Source organism: Cellulomonas fimi (genome assembly GCF_012952065.1).
GTDB lineage: Bacteria > Actinomycetota > Actinomycetes > Actinomycetales > Cellulomonadaceae > Pengzhenrongella > Pengzhenrongella fimi_A.
The window spans coordinates 1-11,696 of the sequence record NZ_JABCJJ010000007.1; the positions used below are offsets into that span (position 1 = coordinate 1).

At 73.0% G+C, this 11,696-nt stretch carries 13 protein-coding genes and 1 tRNA gene; 8 read left to right on the plus strand and 6 right to left on the minus strand.

The genetic code is table 11. From position 1 onward, the window contains the following. Positions 1-245 precede the first annotated feature (245 nt). The 6 genes from HIR71_RS06220 (at position 246) to HIR71_RS06245 (ending at position 4,239) form a co-directional block, all read left to right on the plus strand. Positions 246-319 (plus strand) — tRNA-Leu (locus HIR71_RS06220). A gap of 323 nt (positions 320-642) precedes the next feature. Then, positions 643-885 carry an acyl carrier protein gene (locus HIR71_RS06225; protein ID WP_169324202.1) on the plus strand — a complete coding sequence of 81 codons (243 nt, stop codon included), beginning with the start codon at positions 643-645 and terminating at the stop codon, positions 883-885. A gap of 28 nt (positions 886-913) precedes the next feature. Beyond that, positions 914-1,831, plus strand: coding sequence for a hypothetical protein (locus HIR71_RS06230; RefSeq protein ID WP_169324203.1), 918 nt, complete (start codon positions 914-916; stop codon positions 1,829-1,831). Continuing rightward, a complete protein-coding gene (locus HIR71_RS06235) occupies positions 1,828-2,277 on the plus strand; it encodes a phage holin family protein (RefSeq protein ID WP_396031099.1) in 450 nt (149 codons plus the stop codon). The genes HIR71_RS06230 and HIR71_RS06235 overlap by 4 nt, the downstream gene beginning before the upstream one ends. Further along, a complete protein-coding gene (locus HIR71_RS06240) occupies positions 2,274-2,942 on the plus strand; it encodes a DUF3618 domain-containing protein (protein WP_169324204.1) in 669 nt (222 codons plus the stop codon). The genes HIR71_RS06235 and HIR71_RS06240 overlap by 4 nt, the downstream gene beginning before the upstream one ends. 193 nt (positions 2,943-3,135) lie before the next feature. Further along, complete coding sequence (locus tag HIR71_RS06245; RefSeq protein WP_169324205.1) at positions 3,136-4,239, plus strand: YihY/virulence factor BrkB family protein; 1,104 nt, start codon at positions 3,136-3,138, stop codon at positions 4,237-4,239. Between the two features lie 37 nt (positions 4,240-4,276). On the opposite strand, the gene HIR71_RS06250 is transcribed toward HIR71_RS06245, so the two are convergent. Together HIR71_RS06250 and HIR71_RS06255 are read right to left on the minus strand one after the other, a co-directional pair. Continuing rightward, entirely contained in the window at positions 4,277-5,317 is a 1,041-nt protein-coding gene (locus HIR71_RS06250) for an iron-containing redox enzyme family protein (protein ID WP_169324206.1), read from the minus strand. Beyond that, entirely contained in the window at positions 5,314-5,562 is a 249-nt protein-coding gene (locus HIR71_RS06255) for a CDGSH iron-sulfur domain-containing protein (protein ID WP_169324207.1), read from the minus strand. Before HIR71_RS06255 ends, HIR71_RS06250 begins: the two co-directional genes overlap by 4 nt. A gap of 164 nt (positions 5,563-5,726) precedes the next feature. Between HIR71_RS06255 and HIR71_RS06260 the strand changes: the two genes are divergently transcribed. Continuing rightward, complete coding sequence (locus HIR71_RS06260) at positions 5,727-6,623, plus strand: oxygenase MpaB family protein (RefSeq protein WP_169324208.1); 897 nt, start codon at positions 5,727-5,729, stop codon at positions 6,621-6,623. A gap of 16 nt (positions 6,624-6,639) precedes the next feature. Here the strand turns inward: HIR71_RS06260 and HIR71_RS06265 are convergent, their stop codons facing one another. From HIR71_RS06265 to HIR71_RS06280, 4 genes are read right to left on the minus strand one after another with little or no spacing between them, the layout of a single operon-like run. After that, positions 6,640-7,311 carry a response regulator gene (locus tag HIR71_RS06265; protein WP_311836149.1) on the minus strand — a complete coding sequence of 224 codons (672 nt, stop codon included), beginning with the start codon at positions 7,309-7,311 and terminating at the stop codon, positions 6,640-6,642. 59 nt (positions 7,312-7,370) lie between these two features. Continuing rightward, positions 7,371-8,660 carry a sensor histidine kinase gene (locus tag HIR71_RS17390; RefSeq protein ID WP_169324209.1) on the minus strand — a complete coding sequence of 430 codons (1,290 nt, stop codon included), beginning with the start codon at positions 8,658-8,660 and terminating at the stop codon, positions 7,371-7,373. A 59-nt stretch (positions 8,661-8,719) separates the two neighbouring features. Beyond that, entirely contained in the window at positions 8,720-9,577 is an 858-nt protein-coding gene (locus tag HIR71_RS06275) for an ABC transporter permease (protein WP_249051632.1), read from the minus strand. After that, positions 9,574-10,545 (minus strand): ABC transporter ATP-binding protein, encoded by a 972-nt coding sequence (locus HIR71_RS06280; RefSeq protein ID WP_169324210.1) that lies wholly within the window; start codon positions 10,543-10,545, stop codon positions 9,574-9,576. Before HIR71_RS06280 ends, HIR71_RS06275 begins: the two co-directional genes overlap by 4 nt. A gap of 269 nt (positions 10,546-10,814) precedes the next feature. Here HIR71_RS06280 and HIR71_RS06285 point away from each other — a divergent pair, with 269 nt between their 5' ends. Beyond that, complete coding sequence (locus tag HIR71_RS06285) at positions 10,815-11,675, plus strand: Bax inhibitor-1/YccA family protein (RefSeq protein WP_169324211.1); 861 nt, start codon at positions 10,815-10,817, stop codon at positions 11,673-11,675. Positions 11,676-11,696: the final 21 nt, after the last annotated feature.

Sequence of the window (11,696 nt, forward strand, 5' to 3'; positions counted from 1 at the left end):
TTCGAGGGCAACAACGGCTCGATCCGCGCCCACTCCTCGTCAGTGAACACCTCGAACCGCGACGCCGACACGCTCATGGCCACAGCCTGACGCCCACCTCACCCCGGATAAGGGAGACACGCCCTAGGACGCACGGGCGCGCTCGCTCCCGCCGACGCGTCCGAGCAGGTCGACGGGCCGTTGCCCGTCGCCGGCCGCGTCGCGCTGGCAGGATGAGGGTCGCGCGCCCGGTCACCGGGCGCCTGGCCCCCGTAGCCCAATCGGCAGAGGCAGCCGGCTTAAACCCGGCCGAGTGCAGGTTCGAGTCCTGCCGGGGGCACCTGTGACACGCGGGTTCGAGGTGCACGGGCGTGAGCCCGTGGATCGCGGGCGTCGGCGACGGTAACCAGCACAGAGTCGGTCCGCGCGCATCCTCTCAGGTGTCTGCCCTGGTCAAGACACTCCTTGGGGGTCTTGCGTGATCCGTTCCGGTTGCGGTAGTGCGACCCCTTCGTAACCTTGAGACGGGTCAAGCCGCGGCCCGAGGGCCTGGCACGAGCGAGCAGGTCGCGTCCCGGTGATGCCGGAGCGTGACGCAACTCGGGTCGTGCGGGCTCGCTGCGGCGGACACCGCATGCACCAACGCCACAGAAGGGAACGACGATGGCGACCGGTGAGACAGGGTTCGACGACGTCAGCTACGACCTCGTCTCCGTGCAGTACCACTCCCTCAAGGCCGGCCACGACTACGGCCAGTACGTGCGTGACGCCCGCAACGCGGGGCGCGAGGACATCGCCGCGTTCTTCGAGCAGGTGATGTCCGAGGACTCGGCGCGTGCAGCGCGATGCCACGAGTTCCTCAAGGAGCTCTCGGGATCGTCCGAGTCCGGCCCCGCCCTCACGTGACCGAGTCCGACAAGCGAAGGGAACGACCATGACCGAGAGCTACGACCGACAGCCCGGCGAGATCCCCACCGAGAGCACCGACAGCACCGACAGCACCGAGAGCCTGGGCACCACCTCCGCCTACGGCGGCACGTCGACGTACAGCTCGTCGACCTACAGCTCATCGAGCCATGGCACGGGCGGCCAGCACGTCGCCGGTGACACCGGCACGGGCGGCACCGGCGGCACCGGCGGGTCGGGAGGCGTCAAGGACACCGTGAAGGAGACCGCCGGGACCGCGAAGGACGAGGCCAAGGGTGTCGCGCAGGGTGCCGGCGAGGCGGGGTCCCGCGTCGCCGGCAAGGCCAAGGAGGAGGCTGCGCACCTGACCAGCGAGGCCGGGCGCCAGGCCAAGGACCTGCTCGAGCAGTCCCGCACCCAGCTCACGTCGTCGGTCGGCGACCAGCAGCACAAGGTCGCCGGGAGCCTGCGGTCGCTCGGCTCGGAGCTCAGCGCGATGGGCAGCGGCACGGCGGCCGAGCAGCCCGGGTTCGCGACCGACCTGGTCCAGCAGGCGGGCTCCCGGATCGACTCGATCGCCTCGTGGATCGAGGAGCGGGAGCCTGCCGACGTGCTCGCGGAGGTCAAGACCTTCGCGCGGCAGCGTCCGGGGCTGTTCCTGGCCATCGCGGCAGGCGCGGGCTTCCTCGCCGGACGGCTGGTGAGCGGCCTCCGGGCCGACGCCACCGGCTCGGACGGCGGCGTCTCGGACACCACGACGCCCGTCTACGGGACGTACGGCACGCCTTCGACCAGCACGCTGGGCACCACGGGCACCGTCGGCGTCGCCCCGGTCGAGCCCGTCTACCCGCCCGCGGGGACGACGACCACCGGGACCACCGGCACCTCCGGTCTCGGCGGCACCTACGGCCAGACGACCACCAGCGGCTTCGGAGGTACCCCGTGAGCACGCCCTACGCGGACCAGCCGGGCACAGCCGGCGCCGGTCCGGCCGCGAACGACCCGACGCAGGCCTCGGTCGGGGAGCTGCTGGCCGAGGTGAGCCGCGACCTGTCGACGCTCATGCGCCAGGAGATGGAGCTCGCCAAGGCGGAGCTCAAGCAGTCGGCCACCCAGGCGGGCAAGGGGGCCGGGATGTTCACCGGCGCCGCCGTGGCCGGCCACATGGTGCTCCTGTTCCTCTCCTTGACGCTGATGTGGTGGCTGGGCGACGCGCTCGACCACTGGGCGTGGGGCGCGCTGATCGTCGCGGTGCTCTGGGGGATCGCGGCCGCCGTCCTCGCCATGCGCGGCAAGAAGGAGATGAAGGAGGTGCGGGGCATCCCCGACACCACCGCGACCGTCAAGAAGATCCCCGATGCCCTGAAGCCCGACGAGGAGGCACGACGATGACCAGTGACCCGGAGCAGATCCGCGCAGACATCGAGCGGACGAGGAGCGAGCTGAGCAGTGACGTCGACGCGCTCGCGCAGAAGGTGACCCCGAGCAACATCGCCCACCGTCAGGTCGACAAGGTCAAGGACGCGGTGGGCGGCGTCAAGGACCGCGTCATGGGCACGGCCTCGCACGTCGGCGACAAGGCGTCCTCGGCGACGTCGCACCTCGGCGACACGACGTCGTCCGCCACGTCGTCCGTGGGCGACAGGGCGTCGTCGGCCGGTCACGCGATCGGCGAGAAGGCGTCCGCGGCCGGGCACGCCGTACAGGAGGCACCGCAGGCGGTGCGCCGCCAGACCGAGGGCAACCCGCTCGCGGCAGGGCTCATCGCGTTCGGCGTCGGCCTGCTCGCCGCCTCGCTCATCCCGGCGACGCGGCGTGAGCAGGACCTCGCCCGGACCGCCAAGGAGAAGGCGGCCCCGCTCAAGGAGGAGCTCACCGACGCGGCGAAGCAGGCCGCGCAGGACCTCAAGGAGCCCGCTCAGCAGGCCGCCCAGTCGCTCAAGGAGAGCGCCACCGAGGCGGTCGACGCCGTCAAGCAGGAGGGGCAGTCCGCGACGCAGGACGTCAAGCACGACGCGACCGACGCCGCCGACCGCGTCCGTTCGCAGCAGGGCTGAGCACGTCGCGGACCGAGCACGTCGCGGACCGAGCCCTCTTCGGCTCGGCCGCACCCGTCGAGGACCCGCGCCAGCACGGCCGCACGGCTGTGCCGGTGCGGGTCCTCGACCCCTCTGGACCCCGTACTGCCGCTGCAGCGCTCCCGCCCGCGGTCGGCGAGCGCAGCAGGGGACGAGCAGCAGGAGCACGCTGATGGTCGACGACCGCACCGACACGTCCCGCAAGGCCCAGCAGGCCCCGGACCCCGAGGACCCGCGCAAGCCCGACGACCCGACCGACCTGAAGAAGCCGTCGTGGAAGTACGCGTTCCGCAAGGCGGTGCGCGAGTTCAGCGCCGACGAGTGCACCGACCTCGCGGCTGCCCTGACCTACTACGCCGTGCTGGCGCTGTTCCCGGCGATCCTCGCCATCGTGTCCCTGCTGAGCCTGGTCGGCGACCCGGCGAAGACGGCCGACGCGATGCTGCAGATGGCCGGGGACCTGGGCCCCGAGGACGTGATCGCCACGCTCCAGGACCCGATCGAGAGCCTCACGCAGGCGCCGGCGGCCGGGCTCGCGTTCGTCATCGGTCTCGCGGGTGCCCTCTGGTCCGCCTCCGGGTACGTCGGGGCGTTCGGGCGGGCGATGAACCGGGTCTACGAGATCGAGGAGGGTCGCCCGTTCTGGAAGCTCCGCCCCGTGATGATCCTCGTGACCCTCGTCTCGGTGATCCTCATCGCGGTCATCGCGTTCTCGCTCGTGCTGAGCGGGCCGGTCGCCGAGTCGATCGGTGACCTCATCGGGCTGGGCGGAACCGCCGTGACGGTGTGGAACATCGCCAAGTGGCCGGTGCTCCTCGCGCTGGTGATCTTCGTGGTCGCGCTCCTCTACTACGCGACGCCCAACGTCCGGCAGCCCAAGTTCCGCTGGATGAGCCTCGGCGCGCTCCTCGCCATCGTGACCGCGCTCGTGGCCTCGGCGCTGTTCGGCCTCTACGTGGCGAACTTCGGCAAGTACAGCGAGACGTACGGCTCCCTCGCCGGCGTCATCGTCTTCCTCCTGTGGCTGTGGATCATCAACCTCGCGCTGCTGTTCGGCGCCGAGTTCGACGCCGAGCTCGAGCGCGGCCGCCAGCTGCAGGCCGGCATCGCGGCGGAGGAGACGATCCAGCTGCCGCCCCGCGACGACCGCAAGAGCAAGAAGGACGCGGCCAAGGAGGCCGAGGACGTCAAGCGGGGCCGGGAGATCCGCGAGAGCGCCGCCGCCGAGCAGAAGGAGCAGGAACAGGAGCGGGACCGCCGCCCGGGTGGACGCTGACGACTCGTCGGCGCTCCGGTCGACGCGGCGGCGCGTGCTACGCCGCGGCGTCGACCGGGGCCAGCAGCGAGCTCTCCGCGCGTTCCCAGCTCGACATGAGGTGCACGCTCATGCGCTCGTCGAGCGCGAGGTACGTGGCAGCACCGAACACCACGTCGTCCTGGACCTGCGGCTCGGCGACAGCGAGAGCGCCCGCGAGGTCGCGCCCGGCGATCTGCTCGTGCACGGCGTCGGCCTCGACGTGCTCGTCGAAGTACCAGGTGACGTCGTCCCCGAAACCGTGGCGGCGGAAGCCGTTGCCGTAGAGCCGGCACGGGATCGAGGACGTCATCTCGAAGGCGGCCAGGTGCCCCACGCAGGCACCGCGCAGCCGCCGGTGCAGGCCGAACAGCGACATCACGTTGACCCACGCGAGCGTGATCGCGGGGACGTGGTCGACGTACGCGCCGTACGTGTCGTCCAGTCCCAGGCCGCGCATCGTCCGCGCGAACAGGACGGAGTGCATCCGCTCGAGGCTGCCGCCCCCGTACTCGTCCGCCTGGATCTCGATCAGCGCGGACTTCGGCGTGCCCGCGAGGCGCGGGATCATGAAGCTGTGCGGGTCGGCCTCCTTGAGGTGGTAGACCGAGCGGTGCACGATCAGCTCGCGCAGCTGGTCCGGCGTGGCCCGGCGGGCGACGTAGCGGGCCAGCCCCGGGCCGGTGTCGCGGCTCGTCAGCTCGAACAGCGCCGCGGCGACCGCCTCCCCGGACCCCCGCGGCGGCTCGACGTCGACCGTCACGTCCCGCCGCAGGGCGGCCTCGAAGGCCTCCTCGATCTCGGCGCGTGCACCCAGGAGCGCGGGATGCCACTCCCAGCGCTCGTCGACGCCGTCGAGCCCGCGGTAGTGCAGCTCGTAGAGGCACAGCAGCGCGAGCTGGAGGTCGTCGTCGGCGACGACGTCGGCCGTGGTGCGGACGCCCTCCGCCACGGTCCGCAGGAGGGTCGCCGCGTCGTCGTCGGTGCGAGGCGCTGCCGTGAGCGTCCGCAGGAGACGTCGGCTGACCGGGCCACGGGGGTGGGTGCTCGCATCGTTCACTCCTCGTCGGGCGTGCGGAAGCCGATCGCCTTGTGCGAGCCGTCGCAGTACGGCTTGATGCCGGACGCGCCGCAGCGGCACAGGGCCACCGTCGCTCGTCGCCGGGGGACCGGCGCCCCGCTCGCCGTCAGGATCTCGACGTCTCCCCGGACGAGCAGGGGCCCGTCGGGGCACGCGACGATCGTCGCGGGGCGTGGCGGGCGGGACGGCACCGGGGCGCCGGCAGGCAGGGAGGAGACGGCCATGGCACAGTCCTACCCCGCGGGTGCCCGGGTCGCCCGTCGAGGGCCGGACGGGTGTCGGCCGCCCGTGCGGACGTGGGCGTGTCCCCGCGACGACGCGCTCGCGTGGTGGTGAGCGCCCGCCCGGGTGAGGATGTCCACGGCGAACACGACGGACGGAGCGCCTGATGGTCGAGCTGGCACTGGTCGAGGGCGTCCGGCGACGCATGGGGGACGCGCTCTTCGCGCGGGTCGCCGGCACGAAGGGGCCGGCGCGCCGGCAGCGCATCCACGGGCGGCCCGGTCCGCGCTGGTTCCCGGCGGACGCGGCGATCCGCCGGGTGCACGGCGACGCGTCGATGTTCGTCGGGGGAGTGCGCGCGCTCCTCCTGCAGTCGCTCCACCCGCAGGCCATGGCAGCCGTCGCCGCGCACTCCGGCTACCAGGGCGACCCGTGGGGCCGCCTCGAGCGCACGAGCACCTTCCTCGCGACGACCACCTTCGGCGCCGCCGACGACGCCGCAGCGGTCGTCGCGCACGTCCGTGCGGTCCACGGGCGGATTCGCGGCACGACGCCCGACGGCGTCCCGTACGCGGCGTCGGACCCGCACCTGCTGCGCTGGGTCCACGTCGCCGAGGTCGACAGCTTCCTCGCCGCGCACCAGCTCTACGGCGAGCACCCGCTCGACCCGGCCGGGTGCGACCGCTACGTGGCCGACGTCGCCGTCGTCGGGCGCCGGCTCGGCGTGATCGACCCGCCCACGACCCTGCGCGAGCTGCGCGCCGAGCTCGAGGCGTTCCGGCCCGAGCTCGCCGCGACGCCCGCGGCGCGCGAGGCGGCGCGCTTCATCCTGCTGCGTCCGCCGGTGCCGGTGGTGGCGCTGCCCGCGTACTCGGCGCTGACGGGCGCGGCGGTGGCGCTCCTGCCACCGTGGTCGCGCCGGCCGCTCGGGCTGCCCTACCTCCCACCGGTCGAGCAGACCGTCGTCCGGGCCGCCGGGCGCGGCATCACGTCGCTGATCCGCTGGGTCCTGCCGCCGGCGCCCGCGACCCCGGGGCTCCCGGTCGGCGCGACCGCCGCCTGACCGCGAGCAGGCGAGCTCAGTCGCGGCCCACGAGCCCGGACTCGTACGCGAGCACCACGGCCTGGACCCGGTCGCGCAGGTCGAGCTTGCCGAGGATGCGGCCGACGTGCGTCTTGACCGTCGCCTCGGAGAGCACGAAGCGCCCGGCGATCTCGGCGTTGGACAGACCCTCCGCGACGGCGGTGAGGACCTCGAGCTCGCGCGGGGTCAGGGCGGTGAGCCGCGGGTCCACGCCGTCGGCGGCGCGCGGCGCGTCACCTCGTGCGGGCAGGTCACCGGCGAACAGCTCGAGCAGCCGCCGGGTCACGCGCGGCGACACCACGGCGTCGCCGGTGGCGACCGTCCGGATCGCCGCGGTCAGCTCCGCGGGCCGGGCGTCCTTGAGGAGGAAGCCGCTCGCACCGGCGCGGAGCGCCGCGAACGCGTACTCGTCCAGGTCGAACGTCGTGAGGATGACGACGCGGCACCCCGGCAGCGCGGACACGATCCGCCCGGTCGCCTCGATGCCGTTCGTGCCGGGCATCCGGACGTCCATGAGCACGACGTCGGGGCGCAGCGCGAGCGCCTGCTGGACCCCCTGCTCGCCGTCCCCGGCCTCGCCGACGACGACGATGTCGTCCTCCGCCTCGAGGACCAGCCGGAACCCCATGCGCAGGAGCGCCTGGTCGTCGACGAGGAGCACGCCGATGCGCCCCGGTACGCCGTCCCGTGCGACGCCGCCTCCGGCTCGGTCGGCAGCGTGCTCCGTCACCCGTCCTCCTCGTCCCAGGTCAGCACCGCGTGCGTCCGCCAGCCGCCGTCGAACGGGCCGGCCTCGACCACGCCACCGTAGACGGCCGCCCGCTCGCGCATGCCGACCAGGCCCTTGCCGCCGCTGACGTCGCGATGCCGGCTCCCGCCGCCTGCGCGCGCGCCGCCGTCGTCCGTCACGACGACGTCGACCCGGGGGTGCGCGTACGTCACGACGACGTCGACGCGGCCCGCGCCCGGGGCGTGGCGCAGCACGTTGGTGAGCGACTCCTGGACGATCCGGTAGACCGTGAGCTGCAGGCCCGCGTCCGGCGGGAGCGGGAAGCCGGTGAACGTCGTGCGGACCGCCAGGCCCGCGGAGCGGAACGTCGCGACCAGCTCGGCGAGGTCGAGGGCCCCCGGCTGCGGGCCCAGCGGCGCCTCGGGGTCACGCAGCACGCCGAGCACCCGGCGCATGTCGGCGAGCGCCGAGCGCCCGGTCTCGGACAGCTCGCCCACCGCCTGGCGCGCACGCTCGGGCGACCGGTCGAGCGCGGCCGCCGCGCCGTCCGCCAGGGCGATCATGACCGACAGGCTGTGCGCGACGACGTCGTGCATCTCGCGCGCGATGCGCGTGCGCTCGGCGGCCGCCGCGAGCTGTGCCTGCTGGTCGCGCTCCACCGCGAGCTGGTTGGCGCGCTCGACCAGTGCCGCGACGTGGATCCGGCGGTTCCGGACGCTGGTGCCGATCGCGAGCGCGGCGAGGCTCAGCAGCGCGGTCGTCGTGATCGAGCCGATCCGCATGTCGGCGGTGGTCTCGTCGTCCCCGGTCCCGATGACGAGGTCGGGCCGGGTCGGCACGGGGACCGTGTCTCCCCAGAGGGCGACGGCGCCCCCGAGCGCGAGCACGAGCGCCCCGAGGGTCCACCACGCCGTGCGCGGACGCATGCTGGCCGCGACCGCGTAGATGGTGAAGGCGGCCGCGAGGTCGAACCCGTTGAGCCCGTCCATGAGCCCGACGCTGAGCACCCCGAGCGCGCCCACGACCGCCGCCGTCCGCACCGGGGACCGCCGGCGCCACATCAGCACGGCGGTCCCTGCCACGGCGAACACGAGCAGCCCCGGGTGCGGTCCGCCGGCGCGGAACACGCCCGTGGCCAGCGCGGGTACCCCGAACCACGCCGCGACGAACACGTCCATCGCGACCGGGTGCGTGAGGAAATACCGGCGCACCGGTCCCAGCCGCCGCGTGTTCAGCTCGGTGAAGAGCGGGTCGGGCGTGGCGCCGGGGGTGAGGCCCGGCGGCACGACGGACGACGGCGCCGGGTCGGGGAGGTCCCGACCCGGCGCCGTGGGGCGGTCGCTGCTCAGGCGTCCCTCCGACGCAGGAGCACAGCCGCCGTCGCGAGGAGCACGACGACCCAGGCCACCAGAACCGCGTAGCCCTCCCACGGGCCGAGCACGGGGCCGATCGCGCCCGGGTCCGTCATCTCGAGGACCTCCTCGGGCAGCATGACTCGCTGACCCGCGGTGCCCGGCAGGAACGGGCTGACGTTCCGGAAGAAGGCCTGCGGGAGGGCCATGAAGACCGTCTCCACGACCAGGAGCAGACCGAAGACCGTGGCGAGCGCGGCCGCCGTGTGCCGGAGCAGCGCACCGAGCGCGAAGGCGAACAGCGCGATCGCCGTGATGTAGAGGCCGGCGCCGAGCACGACGCGGATCGTCTCGGGGTCGGTCAGGTCGGCGGCGAGGCCGAGCGGCTCGAGCATCCGGTACGTGACGAGCCACGAGACGAGGATGCTCACCATGCTCACGACGAACGCGGTGACCGCGAGGACGATCGCCTTGGCGGCGAGCGCCGGCAGGCGGGTCGGCACGGCGGCGAACGTCGAGCGGATCATCCCCGTGCCGTACTCGCCGCTGATGACGAGGACCGCGAGGACCGCCATCGCGAGCTGCCCGAAGTAGTACCCGAAGGTGATGATCGACGCGCCGGGCAGGCCGATCCCGCCGTCGGTGCCGACGGTCCCGGCGGCCATCAGGAGGGACGAGCCCACCATGAGGACGAACGTGATCCCGAGCGTCCAGACCGTCGAGCGCAGGGAGCGGAACTTGATCCACTCGGAGGCGACGACGCGGCCGAAGGTGAGGCGGACGTCGTCGGCGGTGGGGTCGACGGCAGGGCCCGCGGGACTGCCGGTGGGGGACAGGGTCGTCGTGCTCATCGGGCGAGGCCTTCCGGGGTGGTGGTCGCGGCGTGCGCGCCGAGGTGGTGGGGGTGCAGGCCGGTCGTGGTCGAGTGGTACTCGACCGAGTCCTGCGTGAGCGACATGTAGGCGTCCTCGAGCGAGCTCACGACGGGGGTCAGCTCGTGCAGCACGAGCTGGGCCGAGGCCGCGGTCTCGCCGATGGCCTGCGCGGTGGTCCCGGTGATCTCGAGCGAGGAGGGCTCGCTCGACGTCACGGTGATGCCGGGGCCGGACAGGAGCTCGACGAGCCGGGTCGCGTGCGGGCTGCGCACACGGACCGTCGTGCCGCTCGCGCGACCGACGATGTCCGAGACGGGGGCGTCGGCGATGATGCGCCCGCGGCCGATCACGATGATGTGGTCGGCGGTCAGCGCCATCTCGCTCATGAGGTGCGAGGACAGGAAGACCGTCCGGCCCTCGCCGGCGAGGTAGCGCACCAGGTTGCGGACCCAGAGCACGCCTTCGGGGTCGAGGCCGTTGACCGGCTCGTCGAGGATGAGGGTGCGCGGGTCGCCCAGCAGCGCCGAGGCGATGCCGAGGCGCTGGCCCATGCCGAGCGAGAAGCCGCCGACGCGCTTGCGGGCGACCGGCTCGAGGCCCGTCATCTCGATGACCTCCGTGACGCGCGACGTCGCCACGCCGTGCGTGGCCGCCATCGCGAGCAGGTGGTTGTACGCGCTGCGGCCGGTGTGGACCGCCTTGGCGTCGAGGAGCGCGCCGACCTCGCGGAGCGGCGAGCGGTGCTGCGCGTAGGGCCGGCCGTTGACCGTCACCGTGCCGCCGGTGGGGCGGTCCAGGCCGACGACCATCCGCATCGTGGTCGACTTGCCCGCGCCGTTGGGGCCGAGGAAGCCGGTCACCTTGCCGGGCGCGACGGTGAACGAGACGCCGTCGACGGCCGTCTTGGCGCCGTACCTCTTGGTCAGGCCGATGGCCTCGATCATGGTGGGTTCCTTCTGCGTGGTCCTGCGTTGACCTCTCGAACCTACGGGCGTGGCCCACGCCGGCGGGACCACCTCGCGGCGTATCTCTGGCCGCGGGCCGCGTACGCCGCGAGGCTGACACGTCAGCAACGCGGCGGACACGGAACTGGGCTGGACCTGTGGGAACTCACGAGCGGGTCCCCGACGTTGCGTAGAGTGAGAACCACGGCCAGCGACCTCGCGCCGTCCTGCACTGCGCAGGTCGGGGGTGCCGCGACCAGGAGGAACCGATGAGCAATCCCGTGTTCGAGAACAACGCGATCTTCCGCGACCCCAAGAAGGCGCGGCAGGGTCAGCGCGGCGGCCAACCCGGCATGGTGCTGCAGGGCGGCTCGACCGCGACCGCCGGCTACGACGCCGCGACGCTCGACCAGATGTACGCCGCGCCGTCCGCCACCACGGCCCAGACCGGCCGGATGACGTACGACGACGTCATCATGAAGACCGGTGGGCTGCTCACCGTCGTGGTCGTGATGGCGGCGCTGACGTGGTTCGTCGTGCCGCAGCAGCTGAAGATGCCGGCAGCGATCGCCGGCGCGCTCGTCGGGTTCGTCCTCGGGCTCGTCAACGCGTTCAAGAAGAGCCCGTCGCCCGCGCTGATCCTCGCGTACGCCGCAGCCGAGGGCGTGTTCCTCGGCGGCATCTCCTGGTTCCTGGAGGTGCAGTTCAACCTGCCCGGGCTCGTGATGCAGGCCGTCCTCGCGACCATGGCGACGTTCGCCGCGTGCCTCGTGCTCTTCCGCTCGGGCAAGGTGCGCGTCACGCCGAAGTTCACGCGCTGGCTGCTGATCGCCATGGGCGGCTACCTGCTCTTCTCGCTGGTCAACCTCGGGATGATGCTGTTCGGTGCTGGCGGCGACGGCGCCTTCGGACCGCTCCGCCAAGGCCCCATGGGCATGCTGGTCGGCCTGTTCGCCGTGGGTCTCGCGGCGGCGATGCTCATCGTCGACTTCGACTCGATCAAGCGCGGCGTCGAGGGCGGCGTCCCGGCCAAGTTCGCGTGGACCGCGGCCTTCGGCCTCGTGGTCACGCTGGTCTGGATGTACCTCGAGTTCCTGCGCCTGATCGCGATCCTGCGCGGCGGCGAGTAGCACTGGCGGCACGACGGTGAG